The organism is Priestia sp. YIM B13486, from assembly GCF_042787865.1.
GTDB lineage: Bacteria > Bacillota > Bacilli > Bacillales > Bacillaceae_H > Priestia > Priestia megaterium.
In genome coordinates, this window is the sequence record NZ_JBHZOZ010000002.1 from 459,344 (window position 1) to 478,282 (window position 18,939).

An 18,939-nucleotide genomic window follows, 5' to 3' on the forward strand; every position below is an offset into this window, starting at 1 on the left:
GATTTGAATGGGCTACTTTTCCAAAAATAAGGTTATAGTAGACAAATAGTTAAAAAAGAGAAACAATAGAAAGCGTATTGCTAATTAAAGAAAGGATGTACATGATGACAGAAACAGTGCTACAAGTAGATCATGTCAGTAAAGTAATTGGGAAGAAAACCATTTTGCATGATGTATCCTTATCGGTTGAGCGCGGTGAGATTTTCGGATTGCTTGGTCCGAACGGCTCTGGAAAAACAACGTTAATTCGTACCGTCGTAGGACTCATCAAAGAAACAGAGGGAACAATTATCGTCAATGGATTTCCTTTAAAAGAACAGTTTACATCAGCTATGAAATCAATTGGAGCGATTATTGAAAACCCTGAGTTTTATGATTATCTGACGGGCTATCAAAATTTAAAACACTTTGCGAATATGCATGAAGGGATCACATCAGAACGCTTGGATGAAGTGATTGCTTTAGTAAAGCTTGAAAACAGCATTCATGCAAAAGTGAAGACGTATTCTCTTGGGATGAGACAGCGTTTAGGAGTAGCTCAAGCTATTTTACATAAGCCTGCATTGCTTTTACTAGACGAACCAACAAACGGTCTAGACCCAGCGGGAATGAGAGAATTTCGTACATATTTACAAACCCTCTGCAGGGAAGAAGGAATTTCGATCTTAATCGCGAGCCACTTATTAAAAGAAGTAGAAGCACTATGTGACCGCGTTGGCATTATTCAAGACGGTGAGTTAAAAGCCATTCAAGATCTATCTCCAAATCGTCAAGATCAAGGAACGTACGTAGAATTTGAAGTGTCTGATGCGCAAAAAGCAGCGGATCTTTTATCACAAGAATTTGAAGTAACGATGAGATCACATAGTATCGACGTGGCGATTGTAAAAGAACAAATTCCAGCTGTGAATAAAAAATTAGTGGACAGCGATATTTTAGTCTACCGAATCACTCCTGTGTATGAGACGCTTGAAGATTCGTTTATGTCCGTTACGGAAGGAGAGCACCATGCTTAAGTTAATTCAAAATGAACATATGAAATGGTTTCATAAAAGAAGTACAAAAGTCACGTTTATTACAATCGGTATTTTAACTCTTTGTATGGCTCTTTTAATGAAGAAAGTAGCAAACAGTGCAGGAACAGAAGACAACATTTTGAACTTCCTGTCATTTAGTTCAGGTATGCTGATTCTCGTTCAATTTTTCGCGCTTGCTGTTGGAGGGTCAATGGTTGCAAAAGAGTTTGAAGCAGGTACCATTAAGCTTCTTTTAATTCGCCCTGCTAGACGTTCAACGATTTTAGCATCCAAGTACATAACCCTCATTTTAATTAGCTTGTATTATTTACTGAGCTATTTGCTTTTTTCGTTTGTATGGGGAGCATTGTTCTTTGGCTTTACCAGTCTAGAAGGAGATGCGCAGCTGCTTAAAAACATTACGCTTACGTATGACAGCGCGTATATGGAAACGTTTATGATGATGACATTTGCATTCATGCTGTCGTCTTTATTCAGAAACAGCGCGCTTGCTTCCAGTCTGGCTATTGTCGTAAGTATCGGGGCAAAAGCAGTAACAGGACTAGTATCACAGTTTGGTTTATGGTGGGGAAAATTTTTACTGTTCGCCAACACAAACTTTGTGCAGTATATGGACGGAATGAAGACGATGTTTGACGGCATGACGATTCCATTTTCCATTTTCATCTTAGTTGCGCATTTTGTCTTCTTTATGGGCGTGGCATGGGCAGCGTTTTTAAAACGAGACGTAGCTAATTGATGTGAGAATTTTCGCACTATATATTTTTCTAAAATAGCATTTGACAATTAAATAAAAAGAGATTACAGTAGTGAAAGACTATTTTTAAAACAACTATAAACTTCTTATCAAGAGAGACGGAGGGACTGGCCCTATGATGTCTCGGCAACTGGCTGTACGCAGTGCGGTGCCAAATCCAGCAGACGATGTTTCGTTTGGAAGATGAGAAGGGTAATCTTATGATACAAATAAGAGACCTCTTCTTATCAATAAGAAGAGGTCTTTTTTTATTACGTAAACAAGAGGTGTTAAGAATGGAACAACAAAAAGGAAACGGCTGGGCGCTGTTACCGCTGGGCGTCTTTTTAGTCCTGTTTGTCGGATCAGGAATTATAACGGGAGATTTTTATAAGCTGCCTGTATTAGTAGCCATTATCATTGCAGCCATCGTGGCGCTGGCTATGAACCGCAAAGATTCACTTAATGTAAAAGTGGAGCGTTTTGCTAAAGGAGCAGGGCATCCTGATATCATTATTATGGTGCTTATTTTTATTTTAGCAGGTGCTTTTTCTCAAGTTGCTAAAGGCATGGGAGCTGTTGATTCAACGGTAAACTTAGCGCTTTCTGTGCTTCCGCAAAGCTTAGTGGTAGTCGGAATCTTTGTTATTGGCGCATTCATTTCCATTTCGATGGGAACATCAATGGGAACAATCGCTGCGCTAGGGCCTATTGCTGTAGGAATCAGTGAGCAAGCGCATGTATCCATTACATTGGCCATTGCTGCCGTTATTGGTGGTGCAATGTTTGGAGATAATTTATCGATAATTTCTGATACAACCATTGCAGCAGTTCGTACGCAAAAAACAAATATGTCAGATAAATTAAAAGTAAACTTTTTTATTGTCCTTCCTGCAGCGATTGTTACGGTAATTTTATTGCTTGTAATGACGCTAGGCAATACATCATCAGTAGAAATTAAAGATTTTAGCTGGTTTAAAATCTTGCCTTATGTCGGCGTACTCGTTGCTGCCATATTTGGTGCAAACGTATTAAGCATTTTAACCGGAGGAATTGTGCTAGCCGGCGTGATTGGATTAGCTGACGGAAGCTACACGCTTTCTTCTCTTGCTAAAACTGTGACAGAAGGTATTGGCGGAATGTCAGAGTTAATTATTTTATCTCTGCTAATCGGCGGAATGGTTGAGCTTATTCGCTATAATGGCGGTATTCAGTTCTTATTGAATTTATTAACACGACGCATTCAAACAAAAAAAGGCGGAGAATTCAGCATCGCTGGACTGGTAAGTTTAACAAATTTAGCAACGGCTAATAACACGATTTCAATTATTACGGCAGGTCCGTTAGCAAAAGAAATCTCTGATAAGTATTCAATTGATAATCGTAAATCAGCCAGTCTGCTTGACTTGTTTTCATGCAGCGTTCAAGGGCTTATCCCTTACGGCGCACAAATGCTTCTCGCAGCAGGATTTGCTAAAGTTTCACCGATTGAGATTATTCCATTTACATTCTACCCAATGTTAACAGCGGTTTGCGGGATCATTGCAATTGTAATTGGATTTCCTCGTTTAAATAAAAAGTCAAAGTCATCTAAAGAAGCTGCGTAATATCAAACCCTTAAAAAGAATGTTCTTTTTAAGGGTTTTTTACTGTTTAAAAAAATCAGTCGGCTTTTCATCATCTAACTCCTTCCAAAGCGTCTCGTTCTGTTTAAGTGCATAAGCCGCTCCTCCAATTTCAATTCCGCATAATAAAATGAATAATAAAATACCCATGAAATGACCTCCTTACGTAAATGAGTAAAAACACGATGGTAACGGGTTTAGCTTCTTGCTGTTTCACTTTATAATGAGAATAAAGTATGAAACGCGTTTCAGCGCAAGAGAAAAAGGTGAAAACATGACAAATATCCGAGATATCGCAAAAAAAGCTGGTGTATCTGTTTCGACTGTATCCCGGGTGCTAAATCATCATCCGTATGTAAAAGAAGAAAAACGCCGGCTGGTAGAGCAGGTTATTCACGAACTTAATTATGAACAAAACATTAATGCCGTTCACTTATCAAAAGGGAAAACAAATATGATTGCCGTCGTCTTGCCTTTTATTAATCATCCGTATTTTAGTCTGCTTTTAGAAGGAGTGGCATCTCAGGCGTTAGAAAAGCAGTATCAGCTTGTTATTTGTCAGACGAACTATGATGTAAAAAAAGAAGAAGAAGCGCTTCATATGCTAAAAACAAAGCAAGTTGATGGAGTGATTATTTGTTCTAGAGCAAGCAGCTGGAGCACGATTGAATATTATCAGCAGTACGGGCCGATAGCCGTGTGCGAAAACGTACAGAATCGTTCTATTCGCTCCGTTTACGTTGATCATTATGCAGCTTTTAAGCAGGCGCTTATGTATTTAAAAGAAAAAGGATATACGGATATTGGCTACTGTATTGGAAGGATGACGGGTACGAATAGTCAACAGCGGCAACAAGCATACAAAGAATATGTAGAAAGAATAAATCAGCCTTATCATCCGGAATGGGTTTTTCAAGGCTGTTTGAACGTGACAGATGGTGAAAAAGTGGTGGAAAAACTAGTGCAGATGAAAAATCGGCCTCAGGCGCTTTTAGTAACAAACGATCAAGTAGCTATCGGAATAAAAGCTCAGTGCGAACAAGCGGGTATTTCAGTTCCTGGTGAATTAGCTATCATTGGTTTTGATAATCATCCGCTTTCTTCTTATTTACAAATAACAACGATCGAACTTCCTCTTAAGGAAATGGGAGAAACGCTTTTTACATTAGTGGGAAGCAAGGTTCTTCAGAAAATTGAGCTCCCTTTTCGGTTTATTGAGCGTAAAAGCGTATGAATTCTTGATGATGCCATGAGGTGTTTTTACCGGATAAAATGAGCAAAAGCGGACATCATACGAGTAAAGAAAGAAGAAAAGGATGATGATCGTGGAGAAAAAAGAATATCAAGTGGGAGATCAAGTATTTGTTATTTACCGAAATCCTCATACGGCAAACGTTGCGAATATTAATCAGGCTGAAATTGTTGAACATCCCGAAAACAAAGGTGAAAAGGCGCTGTTTTTACATGAGTCTTACCATTTGTTAGCTGAAGATGATGCCGTATATTCAACGTATGAAGAAGCTGAAAAAATGTATAATAAGATATTTGATTATGAACAATATGACTGATGCAAGGCTCTCTTAACGGAGAGTCTTTTTTGTTTGAAAAATAATTACCAAGGATAGAGTCTTTTTATTTTTCAAACGCTATTAGTACTAGAAAAAAGGAAGTGTACATGATGATAAAACCTTTTGTACCTCAATTAGTATATATTGAGCCAGGGGCAATGGAGTACCCGCTTGGTGTTCAATTAAAAGAAAAATTTGAGAAGATGGGAATTGAGATTCGTCAAACAACTTCTCATAATCAAGTGCGTAATATACCGGGAAAAAATGATTTGCAAAAATACCGCAATGCCAAGTCGACTTTAGTAGTTGGCGTGCGTAAAACATTGAAATTTGATACATCTAAACCGTCAGCTGAATATGCAATACCATTTGCAACAGGGTGTATGGGGCATTGTCACTATTGCTATTTGCAGACAACAATGGGAAGCAAACCATATATTCGCACGTACGTGAATGTTGAAGAAATATTAGGTCAAGCAGAGCAATATATGCAGGAGAGAGCCCCTCAAATAACGCGATTTGAAGCGGCTTGTACATCTGATATCGTAGGAATTGACCATTTAACACATTCATTAAAGCGGGCGATTGAGTATTTTGGGGAAAGTGAACTAGGTCAACTGCGCTTTGTGACTAAATTTCATCACGTGGATCATTTATTGGATGCTAAACATAATGGTCGCACGCGCTTCCGCTTTAGCATAAATGCAGATTATGTTATAAAAAACTTTGAACCTGGTACATCTCCTCTTGATTACCGGCTTGAAGCTGCTAATAAAGTTGCAAAAGCCGGATATCCACTTGGCTTTATTGTGGCGCCTATTTACATTCATGAAGGTTGGCAAGAGGGATACCGTCAGTTGTTTGAAAAGCTGGACGCCTCTATACCTGAGGAGTCCAGAGATGATATTACGTTTGAAATGATTCAGCATCGCTTTACCAAGCCGGCCAAGCGGGTAATCGAGAAAAATTATCCGAAAACAAAGCTTGAGATGAATGAAGAGGAGCGCCGCTACAAGTGGGGGCGTTACGGAATTGGAAAATATGTATACGCAAAAGATGAAGAACAAGAATTAAGAGAAACATTAGAATATTACATTGATCAGTATTTTCCGAATGCAAAAATCGAATACTTTACGTAATTATTCTACAGTAATTGAAAAGTTATTCTGACGCCTTAGTCAAAATAACTTTTCAATTTTTAATGTAAAAAAATAAATTACTTGCTAATAAGTTGAAAAAAAGAGGTTATTTTTATCGCTTGTCGTATTACATACAAAAGGGAGGTGACTGAGATGTTAAAAAATGAAGAGTTTGCGCTAACAAAAGAATTAACAAACGAACAGCAAGAAGCTGCACGGAATTTTATTCAAGTGTTGTTCCAAGAGAATTTATCTGAATTTTGGAACATATTATGTGATATCGACAAGTCTCGGATTTACGGCTTGTATGAAGCAAACCATTATTATGATTCTGATATTGAACTACATGGGTTTGTACAAGAAATAAGAGATAATGTAAGAGCTGTTTATGCGCCTCTTCAAGGGCAAGGGGGTATTTCGACGAAAGTTCGATATACAAGCGAAGGAAAGATGTATGTATACATATTAGGCAGTGGCGAAAACCCTAAGGTATATCCTGTTGGATTAATGCCTGAAACATATATCGAACAAGAACGTTTTTCTCAGCGGCTTCAAATTAGCATTTATAACGACGAGTTTCGAAACGTTGCCCTATAAACCATATATTATATATGGAAAAATAAAGAATAATAAAATTAATTTGTTAAAATAGCAATATTTGGGGTATGTAATAGGTATAACATTAAAAAGGGGTGAAAGAAATGCATTATTATCGTATTTCAGAGGGAGACCATGAAGAGTATTGTGAAACGATTCTGCTTCATGAAAAGAAGTTTTGCAAAGAAACATTTCAATCTATGGTGCGAGAAGCAATGAATAATAAGCCCGGTAAAATTGACCGTGTGGATATTGTTAAATATTTAATTGGTCACCATAGCTTTCAAGTAGCCCACATCGAAGCGGGATTTCATAGTACATACAGCGAGAAAGTGACATAAAAAATGCAGCACATCCTATACAACGAACTTTTCTTTTGAAAAGGGCGCTGTATTTTTTTTTGCTAAAAATAGAATGTTTCTAAGCGATATTCCTTTTAACGGTATAATAGTTAAGTACTGTAAGATATACATATAAAAACCACAAATACTTTAAAGAGAAAGGATGAGGAAACATGGAAAAAGAAAGAATAGAAGAACTTGAACGAAAAATAAGCAGTTTAGAAGAAGACGTAGTCAGGCTAAAGTCGCTCGTATATAAAACAAATTCTCCAAAGCCAAAAACAGTTCATCCTCCTCCCAAGCAGCGCGAGGAGACCACTAAACGTCCTGCTCAAACAGCAGCTAAAAGTTCACAGGCAATAGAAGAACCTGTTGATTGGGAAAAATTCCTTTTTCAAACATGGCTGCCGAGAATTTTTATTTTTGTATTTATTATTGGTGTGCTATGGGGATTTAAAGCAGCTTCTGACTATGGGTTAATGAATGAAAAAGCAAAAGTTGTTCTCGGTTTCGTTGTTTCAATAGGTTTTGCTGTGACAGGTCATTTCCAAATTAAAAAGGGCAGGTTGGTGCTCGGGCAAGTACTTGCAGGAGGAGCTATTCCTATTCTCATGTTAACGACGTTTGCGATGCATAGCCTGTATCATTTAGCGGGACCAACGCTTGCTTTTATACTAAATGCGAGCTGGATTATCCTAGGGATTATCGCGACAGTCTTTTATCGTTCACAGGCATTAGGTATTATTAGCGCAGTTGGAGGCGTACTCGTTCCCTTTCTTATTGAAAGTAATTCGCCTAATGCGCTCGTTTTCATTGGCTATGAAACGTTTCTGTATATTGCCTTTTTATATGTAGCAATAAAACAAAAATATTCAATTTTATATGTTCTTTCCGCGGTACTATTAAATCTTACGCTACTCATTTATTACTCGTTTGTTGGTGATAATGGTGTAAAAGAGTTATTAGGTATGGCGATTCTTATTCAGCATTTATGCTTAATTTCTAGTTTTTTTCTATCACAATCCGTACTCCAAGTATATGCGTTTACCCTTCTATCGAGTTTAGCAGTTACGTACGGATGGCTGCTCGCCGTTTTTGACGATGGCACGACCACAATGGTGCTGCTTGCGCTAGTTATTATTTACGCATTAGGTGTTTACGCAGTAAGAAGTTCTAAAGAGAAATTTGAATTTTTTATTACCTATTTAATTGTTGCAGTAGCGTTTTTTATTCATCAGCTCGTCGATTTAAGAGAAGGAGTCATTTTATATGTGATTCAAGGACTGGCTGTTTACTATATCGCCATGACGTATAAAAATCTACTTCATCAACTATTTTCTTATACGATTTATATACTGAGCGCAACGTATATCTTAGTTACACCAATCGAACAAGTACTGTCTCTTCCGACATTAAATTGGCTTGTTGTGTTAGCTTCTATTCTAGTATTTATATGGATCAGCATTCAAAAAACAGAAAAAGATGAGCACGATACGTTCAAAATTGGAGGAAGTATTGTTTTTTCTATTCTTTCTTTAATTTTTGCTACGGAAGTTGCGGCCGCTGGCACCAATCATCTTTCCGCTAATCCGCAAACGCTTATTATGACGGCCGTTTGGTTAGGACTGTCCATTGCAGCATTTATAATAGGATCACTTAAAACGTTTAAAACAGCAACGTATATCGGCGTGGGCATTTTGTTCTTAACACTTTTTAAACTCGTTTTATACGATTTACCTTTTATCCCAATGGCTATACGGGCCTTGTTATTTATTGTCTTAGGAGCTATCGGTTTAATTATCTCGCGACTATTTTATAAAAAGAAGTAGCTAGAAGCTGAAGAGAAATTCTTCAGCTTTATTTATTATAATATTATTATGTAAACTTAATCTTGAAGTCGTACAAAAAGTATACAATCATGTATAATGGAACAAGTGAATTGGAGGTATACATAAAATGAAATCACTTGTATTAGCAGAAAAGCCAAGTGTAGCACGTGATCTTGCGCGCGTACTTGGCAGCACCCAAACAAAAAAAGGGTATATTGAAGGACCAAAGTATGTCGTAACATGGGCACTCGGTCATTTAGTTGAATTACAAACACCAGAGGATTATGATAACCAATATAAAACGTGGCGATTAGAAGATCTGCCAATCATGCCTGAGAAAATGAAATTAAAAGTAATTCGTAAAGTGAGTTCTCAGTTTCGCACAGTATCCGATCTAGCAAAAAGAAAGGATATTGGAGAGTTAATTATTGCGACTGATGCAGGGCGTGAAGGAGAACTTGTAGCACGCTGGATTATGGAAAAGGTACGCTGGAACAAGCCGTTTAAACGCCTTTGGATTTCGTCTCAAACGGATAAAGCAATTCGTGACGGGTTTAAACAGTTAAAACCAGGAAAAGAGTTTAATCGCTTGTATGATTCAGCCGTTTGCCGTTCAGAAGCCGATTGGCTTATCGGTTTAAACGTAACGAGAGCGTTAACGACTAAATATGAAGAACCATTGTCGGCAGGAAGGGTACAAACACCGACGCTGGCGATGATAATTGAGCGTGAACAAGTAATTAATACATTCAAACCTAGTGAATATTGGACGCTTACAGCTCAGTTTTCATCTTTTGAAGCGGCTTGGCAAAAGGGCAATGAAAAGCGCATCTTTGATGAAAAACGCGCAAAAGAGCTGCACTCAAAATTATCAGGTGAGGCAGTTGTAAAAACAATTAAGCGCAAAATGCATAAAGAAGCGCAGCCGCTTCCTTATGACTTAAACGAACTGCAGCGAGATGCTAACAAACGCTTTAACTTCTCTGCTAAGAAGACATTGAATGTACTTCAAAAGTTATATGAACAGCATAAGTTAGTCACGTATCCGCGTACAGATTCCCGTTATTTAACAACAGATATGGTTTCTACTATGAAAGAGCGCTTGGAAAGCATCTCTGCTGTATATAAAGAAGAGGTTCGTCCAATTTTAAGAAATGCACAGTTGCCAAAGCGAGTGGTTAATAACGAAAAAGTAAATGATCACCATGCTATTATCGTAACGGATCAGCCTGTATTTCTACAGGACTTATCAGCTGATGAACGAAAGCTGTATGACTTAATTGCAAAGCGATTTATTTCATTATTTTATCCTGCATATGAGTATGAAGTGGTTAAAGCAGAGCTTGAAGTAAATGGGGAACAGTTAGTAGCAAGCGGAAAGCAAGTCGTGAATGCAGGCTTCAAAAAAGTTTCTGGCGGAGACTCAGAAGCAACGGTGAAGCTGCCTGATATGGAAGAAGGCAGCAAGCTGCTCATTCAAGATGTAACGATGAAGAGTGCATTTACAGAGCCGCCGCAGCGCTATACAGAAGCGGATCTTCTTGGACAAATGGAAAAACATAATTTAGGTACCCCGGCAACACGTGCAGATATTATTGAAAAACTTCTGCAGAATGAATCCATTGATCGCCAAAACAATCGTCTGCACGCAACTAAAAAAGGGAAGCAGCTGATTGACCTAGTAGCAGATGAGTTAAAGTCGCCTGAGCTTACGGCTAAGTGGGAACGTGACTTAGAAGCAATTGCTAAAGGAAAAGGAAATGCAAAAGAGTTCTTAACAAATATTCGCGAACAAACAGAAAAGCTAGTTAAGCAAGTAAAAACGAGTAATCAAACGTACAAACCTCATAATTTAACGGGCTCTAAGTGTCCGGAATGCGGTTCTTTCTTGAAAGAAAAGAAAACAAAGCAAGGAAGAGTGCTCGTTTGTTCAAGCCTGGAGTGCAGCTATAGACGCGCAAAAGACCCTAAACTATCAAATCGACGCTGTCCGCAGTGTCATAAGCGAATGGAAATTCACTCAGGAAAAGCGGGCACGTACTTCCAATGCCGTTCATGTCAAGTAGTGGAAAAAGCTGAGGACAAAAAGAAAAAGATTTCAAAACGAGAAGAACGAAAGCTTCTTAACAAATACAATGATGACGGAGCATTTGGTTCAAGCTTGGGTGATGCTTTAAAACAAGCCCTTCAAGATAAAAAAGATAAATAATGTGGAAAAGTGCGATACCACGGTATCGCACTTTTTTCGTATAATATGGATTAAGTGATGAGTAAGTAAGGTGGAGTGGAATAATGAAAAGAAAAAGCAGGGGAATGGATCATTTAATCGCGTTCTTTATAGTAGGAGCGATGGTACTAATCATTTTAGCGATACTAGTGGGAAGCTACTTTTTTGGTTTTATAGGCTTCCTTAGAGTAATGGGAGTGGAATATGAGTCCTACTGGGCCATATGTTTATTTCTATTTTTAATTTTTGTATTTGGCTCTATCACAGAGCTTTTTTTCAAAGGCACTCATTTTTTAAATGAAGAATGCCAGACTGAATAGAGTACTATGTGTAACATCCGCAGCTTTTGTAGATATATTTTTTACTTTTCTATCAGTTTATATAGCAGACTCGCTTGTGAGCGGCATCACTGTATCTATTTTAGCGGTGACTCTTTTATCCGTCTTATTTTTTTGATGGAGAGTGCATTGAATAGTGAATTTCTACGTAAAAAAACAAGCTGATGAAGTTTCTCATCAGCAGCGCATCAGCAAGAAAAGCTCATCATATCAAGCTTCAACGCTATTTAAAGAACCCTGTAACATATTTTTTTAAAAAAGTATGTGATTTTTTTCACATATCTCTTGAAAAAGGACAAACATGTTTGTATAATAAGAATTGTAAAAGATATGTGAAAAACTTCACAATATCATATTTTCTATAATCCTAAGGGGGATATCATCTATGAAAATTGCAGTAGTAGGGTGTACACATGCAGGAACGGCAGCAGTAAAAAATCTGGCAGAACTTTATCCAGAAGCTAAAATTACAGTTTATGAGCGAAATGATAATGTTTCATTTTTGTCTTGTGGAATTGCGCTCTATGTAGGCGGGGTCGTAAAAGATGCAAATGGCTTATTTTACTCTTCACCGTCTGAATTGCAAGAGATGGGTGTAAATATGAAAATGAAGCATGAAGTTACGAATATTGATACAGATGGTAAAAAAATAGCTGTACGAAATTTAGAAACCAACGAAGAATTTGAAGATACATTTGATAAACTAGTGATGACAACTGGATCATGGCCGATTATTCCAAACCTTGAAGGCATCGATTTAAATAATGTTGTGCTTTGTAAAAACTATCAGCATGCTAATCACATTATTGAAAAAGCGAAGCAAGCGAAGAAAATAGCCGTAATTGGTGCGGGCTATATTGGTGCAGAATTAGTAGAAGCATTCGAAGTGTATGGAAAAGAAGTGACGTTTATTGATAGTGCTGATCGTATTTTAAATAAATATCTTGATCCAGAATTTACGAATTTAATGGAAACTGAGTTTGAAAATCGAGGAGTTAAATTAGCATTAAACCAAGCGGTTACTAAATTTGTAGGCAGTGAGGGATCTGTTGAAAAAGTAGTGACAACTGATGGCGAATACGAAGCGGATCTTGTTATTCTGTGTGTTGGCTTCCGTCCAAATACAGACTTAGTAAAAGGACAAGTAGATATGCTTCCAAACGGGGCAATTGTGGTTGATGAATATATGCAAACAAGCAAAAAAGATATATTTGCTGCCGGAGATAGCTGTGCCATTTACTACAATCCGATTAAGAAACATGCTTATATTCCGCTTGCTACCAATGCGGTTAGAATGGGAACATTAGTAGCTCAAAACCTTGTTAAGCCGACGATTAAGTATATGGGAACACAAGGAACGTCAGGCTTGCATATTTATGATTACAATGTTGCATCTACCGGCATAACAGAAACAGCAGCTTCTCTTTTTGATATGAATGTGAAAAGTATCACAATATCAGAGAATAACCGACCTGAATTCATGCCAACGTACGAAAATATTACGTTAAAAGTAGTATATGAAGAAGAAACAAGACGAATTGTAGGTGCACAGGTTATTTCTAAAATTGATGCTACTCAAGCAATCAATACATTGTCTGTATGTGTACAGCAGGAAATGACGATCGATGAGCTTGGCTTTATGGACTTTTTCTTTCAGCCGCATTTTAATAAGCCTTGGCATTTCTTAAACCAAGCAGGACTTCAAGCGCTTCAAGCATAAAAAAGCAGGTGACTACCTGCTTTTTTTATGTGGATTTTATTATCTTTTTTATTTTAGCAGGTCTAAAGCGGATCCAGCCTATAGTAAGGAGAATAAAAGGATAAAAAGCTCCTACGAAAAAACTATAGGGAATCCACGTTTCGGCTAACCATGTTTTTTGATAGATAATAGTTGGATAAACGATAATAGAAAAAGTTGTAACGATTAACCCCATCGGTAACGTTAGAAATCGAGTTTCGTTAACGTTAAAAATGTGGCAAAGCCCAGCGATAGAAGCATGAAAATAAAGAGAAACTTTAAAGAAAAGAGTAAGAAACCATATAATAGCAATAATTACTTCAATTCCTTGCAAAAAATTCCCCAGTTCAATTCGCTTAGCCATTTCGTATACAGGAAACATGGTAGTTGAAGAATGATAAGAGCCAATAACCATTATACAAAAGAGAATAATCGCTACCATAATAAATCCACCTAACAGACTTCCGCTCATTAAAGCTTTAGCACCTTTTTCAGGTTTTCTTAAATGAAGAGGAAATACCATCATTAAAGGAGCAAAAGTAAAATAAGTGATGCTAAGAAAGATGAAAACCGAATGAGTCAGCGGCTTTAAGTGAATATCTAATAAAGGCATAAGGTTTTCGACTTTCATTTGAGGAGTCAGTGAAAAGATGAAAATTCCGAGAAGGCCAATAAGCCAAGGGAAAAATATTTCACAGCAGCGTGCGATGGTTTCTAGTCCATGTCTTGCTCCAAACACAACCACAAGCATAAAAATAATGTGAATAGCAATCAGCGGAGTTTCCATCATAATATGTGTATTTAAAAAACTCCCCACGTAGTATACAATACGGCTGCATGTTATGACAGTAGACGTGACAAATAAACAAGATACACCTTTTCCTAGATATTTTCCAAACACTGCTTCATTGATTTCTATCAGATTTTTATCTTTAAATAAAAGTCCGAGAGCTATATATACTTTCACTAATATAAATCCGCATACTACTCCAAGGATACCTGGAATCCAAGCGGTTTGTTTAGAATCTACAGTCATAGCTGCTGGAGCAATAACAATTGTGCTTCCAATTGTATAAAGCATAACGAGCATGCGAAATTGAATCGTTGAAATTTTAACTACAGGTTTCACTGTATTCACTTCCTCTTCTTAACGTCTTAAGATAGTAAATGAAGTAAAAATATGCTGACTGGCTTGAAGATAGCAGCTGATAAATCAGAAGGATTTGGAACATTTAAACCAAGTGCTTTACAGATGCTTACGACCATTCCAATTGCAAGAACTGTATAGAATAGCCACAGTTCTTTCTTTGCTTTTTTTTGCCGTAGTTTAGGTACTTCAAACCAAATGACGAGCGTGCCAACAATAAGTAACCCCAATACCCCTAGCATACACTAGCTCCTATACATGAATAATTAGTGTTATATTTTACTGGAAAATAATTACTTATACTGAAGGTGCATTCTTTATTAAAGGTTTTTGAGTTTCTATACATTGCTAGAACGCCGCTTTTTGTTTTGAATAAACCCTGCTATTAAAAGGAAAAGTGGATATAAGATGCCTACAAGTAAGCTGTAGGGAATCCACGTTTTTGTATCCCAATCCTTTTGATAAGAAACGCTTGGATACACAATAAGGGAAAGGGTAATCATAATGAGCGCGACTGGAAAAGAAAATAGCTTGTAGTCCTTTATATGAAATACATTAGCAAACCCCAAAAGAGTAGCGTAAAAATAAATGCAAAGTTTAAAAAAGAGAGTAATAAACCACAAAATAGCAATGACTACTTCAATTCCTTGGAGAAAGTTTCCTACATCAATTCTTCTACCTAATTCATAACTTGGAAACATGGTGATTTGGGAGTAATAAGGGCCAAGCACTAAAATTCCGAGTAAGATTAACGTCACCATCACTAGTCCACCTGCTATATTACCTATATAAAAAGATTGAGTTGCCTTTTTTGTGTCTGATGTATGGGAAGGAAAAATCATAAGCAGGATAGTATAAGTCAAAGAACTCATGCTTAAAAAGGTTAAAACAGCACGAATAAAAGCTTTTGGATGGATTTCGAACACAGGCTGAATATGCTCTATTTTAATTTGAGGAATCATAGACAAAATGAGAAGTCCGAATAATCCGACAAACCAAGGGAATAAAATTTCGGCACTTCGTGCAATAACTTCTATTCCTAGGCGTACTCCTACGATGACCACGCCCATAAATGCAATATGGATGGCTGTAAGCGGCGTATAGGGAAGAATTTGTGTAGTGAGAAAATTTCCTACATAGTAAAGAACTTGACTGCTGATGAATAAATTGGATAACACAAAAACAACTGATACAATCTTTCCGGCTATTTTGCCTAAAATTTTTTCGTTCATTTCCATAAGCGTAAGCGTTGGAAACATGTTTCCTAGTGAGATGAAAAGCAAAACTAAGCCAATTCCTGATGCTACACCGAAAAGTGCGGCAATCCAGGCATCTTGATGAGCATCAGCTGTAATAGCGGCAGGTACAACAATAATGGTGCTGCCAATACTATATAACGTTACTAGCTTGCGAAACTGCGCAGCTGAAATATTGATTTCATTAAGCAAAATGAGCACATCCTTTTGCCATATACACTAATTAAGTGATCCAACGGAATAATAAGTGACTTAAAGGTTGAAACATTACTTCTACCCAATCAGAAGGATTCGGTAGAGGCAGACGAAAGATTTTTGCAAGAGCGATTATGATACTGATTGTCATAAACACAATAAAAATGTTCCGTTCCTTTTTATGGGAGTGTTGAGGTAATCTTTTTATTTCCATCCATATAATCCCTGCACAAATGATCAAAAAGGAAAGAAACAAGTGCATGCAGTCAACCCCAATACATTTTTTCGTTCAGATAAGCTATTCGTATGATGTCCGCTAAAGAAAGTGATTATACATTTTTGTAAAATATAGAAAGTATTTCAGGAGATAGAAGATATTTTGTAGGGCTCTTAAATGATTGAGGGATTTGTTATGAGGAATATTCATTTAGCTTTAACCTATTGAAGCGTCGTATGAATAAGTAGAAAAATGCCACACTAAAGAGTGAACAAATGGAAAGGAGCACTATGATGAAAAAATACCCATACAATAAAGATAAACAACAATCGTTTCAAGCAGCACAGCAGGGGCATAAAGAAGCAGTAGATGCATATGAACAGGCAAATGAAGCTAAAAATGATGCATCGTACGGCCATGAAGCGAAGCAAGCGATAGGTGAAGTGAATGAAGCCTCTCAGCAAATTGAAAATGCGCTTGAAAATGCTTCTGAAACACAGCGTCAGCGTTTAACAGAGTTTCAGCAAGATATAAAAGATATGGAGAACGACCTTAATCAATAAAAGAGCCGCTGTTTTACTTAGGCAGGTTCACAATAGAGAGTATAAATTGTAAAAGCAGAAGGTAATGAACTTCTGCTTTTTTTATTGGTAGTGTAAACGTAGGTTTCGTGTATATAATTGCTTCTAGCTGTTGTTTGGAGGGAAAGGCGAAGACTGGCACGGAAATCAACAGTGGTGTAACAAATAATCCATCATTCCATTCTTATTTTAAAAGGTATAGAAGTTAAAAAAGTAAGAATCCTAATAAAAACAGAACGATAAGAATGGAAAGGGATTGTGACAGGAAATATGCTAATAAACATACTAATAATGATTGTCGTATTGTACTTCATATATGTATTCGTAACTGCAGTGGTACTGTTTTATGTCCCTTTACACAAGGGAAAAGACTTAAAAGTAATGAATACTGAGAATTTTTACGGGAAGAAAGAATCCACAGATCGAGTTATGCTTTTAGAAAATGGTTATTTTTCAGGGCTTGTTCGGATGCAGATGATTCAAGAAGCGAGGCATACAATTGATATTGCATACTTTTCCATCGGTAAAGGCCGTTCTTCGGATTTACTTATGGGTGCTTTATTCGAAGCTGCGGATCGAGGTATACGTATTCGCGTGTTGTTAGATGGGATCGCTCATGGGTTAAAAGGCAAGAGGAAAAATGTTCTTTATGCTCTAGCTTTCCACAATAATATTGAATTAAAGTACTATGAGCCCTTTACTATTTTTAAACCTTGGACATGGCATAACCGTCTTCACGATAAAATAATAGTAGTCGATGGCCAATTAGGTATTAGTGGAGGACGAAATATTGGAGATAAATACTTGGCTAGTCAACCAAATGAAAATTTTGTCTATGACCGTGATGTACTGATTTATAACACAAAGCAAGAAAGTCATAGTGTCATTCTCTCAATGGAGAAGTATATAGAAAAATTATGGAATCATCCGTATACACGAAAAGCTTTTCCAAAGCCCAAGAAAACTAAACAATTTCGCGGTCTTTCAGGAAAAAAATTATTGATAGATCAATACGAAGAGGCCAAAAAAGTAAACGAACCTTTTGTCCATCCTTATATTGTATGGAGAGAAGCAACGATGCCTACAAGAAAGATTTCTTTTATTACAAATCCTATTCAACGAATAAATAAAAGCCCTTTTATATGGAAAACATTTATTAAGCTTTCCCAGCAAGCTGAAAAATCCATTGTTGTTCAAAGCCCTTATATCGTACCAACAAAAGAAATGGAACAGTATATAGATAAGCAAGTAAAACCAAAAGTGCAAAGAATTATTTTAACTAATTCTATTACATCCACTCCAAATGCTATGGCTTTTTCTGCATACTTGGGAGTGAAGAATCGCGTTATAAAAGCTGGTTCGAAGCTTTATGAATATCAAAAGCCCTATTCAATTCACGGGAAATCTGTTGTTTATGATCAGCGTTTAAGTGCAGTTGGTTCTTTTAACTTAGATTCACGCTCTGCATTTTTAAATACTGAATCCATGGTTATGATAGATAGTGAAGAATTTGCAGCCGAGTTAACAGGAGCTATTGAAACTAAAATTTCTCACAGTACGCTTGTGGGGAATGAGGGAGAACCTGTGGATGTTAATACGGATTCTCAAAAAAACGTGCCTCCCGTAAAATCTGCACTCCTACATATTCTTTCGGTCTTTACACGATTTTGGAGACATTTTGTATAGTACTGTGTTACAGCAGAGTCTTTAAAAACAAATAGCGGAGATTAAAGAGGACTGCAGCTGGTGAAGGGAATGTGTAAAAAACTGTGATATGCCTCACAGTTTTTTTGAAACCCCTAGTACTAGTTATGATTCATCAAAAGACCTATTGACGAAATTCCATATATGTTTTATTATGATATAGCGTCGTTGATAAACGAGGTTCTTTTGAAGAAATCATTTCTAGGGGCATAGTTTAAAGGTAGAACTACGGTCTCCAAAACCGTCAGTGTGGGTTCGATTCCTACTGCCCCTGCCATTTTGGAGTTATTTTTTAATTTACACGCGGGTGTGGCGGAATTGGCAGACGCGCTAGACTTAGGATCTAGTGTCTTATGACGTGGGGGTTCAAGTCCCTTCACCCGCATCTTTACTTTCATATACGCGCGGAAGTAGTTCAGTGGTAGAACACCACCTTGCCAAGGTGGGGGTCGCGAGTTCGAACCTCGTCTTCCGCTTCTTTTCAAAAGCAGTTTGCATGTGCAAACTGCTTTTTTTGTTGTAGAAATAAAGAGTTTTATGATGCTGTTTTTAATCAGAAGTATTTTATTAAAGCAGTACTGCTTATACGTGTTGTTTTCGTGAATATACACATAATATCGGGGTTACATTAAAAGCTAATGAACGATACGTGAAGACATCTAAT

Annotated in this window: 18 protein-coding genes, 3 tRNA genes and 1 riboswitch; of the genes, 17 read left to right on the forward strand and 4 right to left on the reverse strand. The window is 37.2% G+C overall.

Annotation, left to right across the window (positions count from 1 at the left end):
* Positions 1 to 104 precede the first annotated feature (104 nt).
* The 3 genes from ACFX4G_RS06500 (at position 105) to ACFX4G_RS06510 (ending at position 3,380) form a co-directional block, all read left to right on the forward strand.
* Positions 105 to 1,016: an ABC transporter ATP-binding protein gene (locus tag ACFX4G_RS06500; protein ID WP_162214184.1), complete on the forward strand. Its 912-nt coding sequence runs from the start codon at positions 105 to 107 to the stop codon at positions 1,014 to 1,016.
* Positions 1,009 to 1,776: an ABC transporter permease gene (locus ACFX4G_RS06505; protein ID WP_043982328.1), complete on the forward strand. Its 768-nt coding sequence runs from the start codon at positions 1,009 to 1,011 to the stop codon at positions 1,774 to 1,776. The genes ACFX4G_RS06500 and ACFX4G_RS06505 overlap by 8 nt, the downstream gene beginning before the upstream one ends.
* A 101-nt stretch (positions 1,777 to 1,877) precedes the next feature.
* Positions 1,878 to 1,984: riboswitch (SAM riboswitch) on the forward strand.
* A gap of 85 nt (positions 1,985 to 2,069) precedes the next feature.
* Entirely contained in the window at positions 2,070 to 3,380 is a 1,311-nt protein-coding gene (locus ACFX4G_RS06510; RefSeq protein WP_043982329.1) for a Na+/H+ antiporter NhaC family protein, read from the forward strand.
* Between the two features lie 39 nt (positions 3,381 to 3,419).
* Here the strand turns inward: ACFX4G_RS06510 and ACFX4G_RS06515 are convergent, their stop codons facing one another.
* A complete protein-coding gene (locus ACFX4G_RS06515; RefSeq protein WP_013083044.1) occupies positions 3,420 to 3,548 on the reverse strand; it encodes a hypothetical protein in 129 nt (42 codons plus the stop codon).
* Between the two features lie 124 nt (positions 3,549 to 3,672).
* Between ACFX4G_RS06515 and ACFX4G_RS06520 the strand changes: the two genes are divergently transcribed.
* The 9 genes from ACFX4G_RS06520 to ACFX4G_RS06560 all read left to right on the forward strand — a co-directional run bounded on the left by ACFX4G_RS06520 (position 3,673) and on the right by ACFX4G_RS06560 (position 13,157).
* Positions 3,673 to 4,632: a LacI family DNA-binding transcriptional regulator gene (locus ACFX4G_RS06520; RefSeq protein ID WP_043982330.1), complete on the forward strand. Its 960-nt coding sequence runs from the start codon at positions 3,673 to 3,675 to the stop codon at positions 4,630 to 4,632.
* Between the two features lie 85 nt (positions 4,633 to 4,717).
* Positions 4,718 to 4,966, forward strand: a complete 249-nt coding sequence (locus ACFX4G_RS06525) for a transcriptional regulator SplA domain-containing protein (RefSeq protein WP_016764006.1) — start codon at positions 4,718 to 4,720, stop codon at positions 4,964 to 4,966.
* Positions 4,967 to 5,076: 110 nt separating this feature from the next.
* Entirely contained in the window at positions 5,077 to 6,105 is a 1,029-nt protein-coding gene (gene splB / locus ACFX4G_RS06530) for a spore photoproduct lyase (protein ID WP_162215257.1), read from the forward strand.
* Positions 6,106 to 6,258: 153 nt separating this feature from the next.
* On the forward strand, positions 6,259 to 6,702 hold the full coding sequence (locus tag ACFX4G_RS06535; protein WP_029321599.1) for a hypothetical protein: 444 nt from the start codon (positions 6,259 to 6,261) through the stop codon (positions 6,700 to 6,702).
* 104 nt (positions 6,703 to 6,806) lie between these two features.
* Complete coding sequence (locus tag ACFX4G_RS06540) at positions 6,807 to 7,043, forward strand: hypothetical protein (protein WP_013056931.1); 237 nt, start codon at positions 6,807 to 6,809, stop codon at positions 7,041 to 7,043.
* 173 nt (positions 7,044 to 7,216) lie between these two features.
* Positions 7,217 to 8,872 (forward strand): DUF2339 domain-containing protein, encoded by a 1,656-nt coding sequence (locus ACFX4G_RS06545; protein ID WP_377573433.1) that lies wholly within the window; start codon positions 7,217 to 7,219, stop codon positions 8,870 to 8,872.
* A 127-nt stretch (positions 8,873 to 8,999) separates the two neighbouring features.
* A complete protein-coding gene (locus ACFX4G_RS06550; RefSeq protein WP_280559555.1) occupies positions 9,000 to 11,081 on the forward strand; it encodes a DNA topoisomerase III in 2,082 nt (693 codons plus the stop codon).
* An 83-nt stretch (positions 11,082 to 11,164) separates the two neighbouring features.
* On the forward strand, positions 11,165 to 11,419 hold the full coding sequence (locus ACFX4G_RS06555) for a YrvL family regulatory protein (protein ID WP_377573436.1): 255 nt from the start codon (positions 11,165 to 11,167) through the stop codon (positions 11,417 to 11,419).
* Between the two features lie 403 nt (positions 11,420 to 11,822).
* Entirely contained in the window at positions 11,823 to 13,157 is a 1,335-nt protein-coding gene (locus ACFX4G_RS06560; protein ID WP_377573439.1) for an FAD-dependent oxidoreductase, read from the forward strand.
* Between the two features lie 25 nt (positions 13,158 to 13,182).
* On the opposite strand, the gene ACFX4G_RS06565 is transcribed toward ACFX4G_RS06560, so the two are convergent.
* The 3 genes from ACFX4G_RS06565 to ACFX4G_RS06575 all read right to left on the reverse strand — a co-directional run bounded on the left by ACFX4G_RS06565 (position 13,183) and on the right by ACFX4G_RS06575 (position 15,779).
* Positions 13,183 to 14,304, reverse strand: coding sequence for a GerAB/ArcD/ProY family transporter (locus ACFX4G_RS06565; protein ID WP_377573442.1), 1,122 nt, complete (start codon positions 14,302 to 14,304; stop codon positions 13,183 to 13,185).
* 26 nt (positions 14,305 to 14,330) lie between these two features.
* Positions 14,331 to 14,564, reverse strand: coding sequence for a hypothetical protein (locus tag ACFX4G_RS06570; RefSeq protein ID WP_043982337.1), 234 nt, complete (start codon positions 14,562 to 14,564; stop codon positions 14,331 to 14,333).
* Positions 14,565 to 14,660: 96 nt separating this feature from the next.
* Entirely contained in the window at positions 14,661 to 15,779 is a 1,119-nt protein-coding gene (locus ACFX4G_RS06575; RefSeq protein ID WP_377573445.1) for a GerAB/ArcD/ProY family transporter, read from the reverse strand.
* Positions 15,780 to 16,283: 504 nt separating this feature from the next.
* Between ACFX4G_RS06575 and ACFX4G_RS06580 the strand changes: the two genes are divergently transcribed.
* The 5 genes from ACFX4G_RS06580 to ACFX4G_RS06600 all read left to right on the forward strand — a co-directional run bounded on the left by ACFX4G_RS06580 (position 16,284) and on the right by ACFX4G_RS06600 (position 18,751).
* Positions 16,284 to 16,553: a hypothetical protein gene (locus ACFX4G_RS06580; protein ID WP_013083053.1), complete on the forward strand. Its 270-nt coding sequence runs from the start codon at positions 16,284 to 16,286 to the stop codon at positions 16,551 to 16,553.
* 309 nt (positions 16,554 to 16,862) lie between these two features.
* Positions 16,863 to 18,257, forward strand: a complete 1,395-nt coding sequence (locus tag ACFX4G_RS06585; protein ID WP_377573810.1) for a phospholipase D-like domain-containing protein — start codon at positions 16,863 to 16,865, stop codon at positions 18,255 to 18,257.
* A gap of 221 nt (positions 18,258 to 18,478) precedes the next feature.
* Positions 18,479 to 18,552 (forward strand) — tRNA-Trp (locus tag ACFX4G_RS06590).
* Between the two features lie 26 nt (positions 18,553 to 18,578).
* Positions 18,579 to 18,660 (forward strand) — tRNA-Leu (locus ACFX4G_RS06595).
* A gap of 19 nt (positions 18,661 to 18,679) precedes the next feature.
* A tRNA-Gly gene (locus ACFX4G_RS06600) sits at positions 18,680 to 18,751 on the forward strand.
* The last annotated feature ends 188 nt before the right edge of the window (positions 18,752 to 18,939 follow it).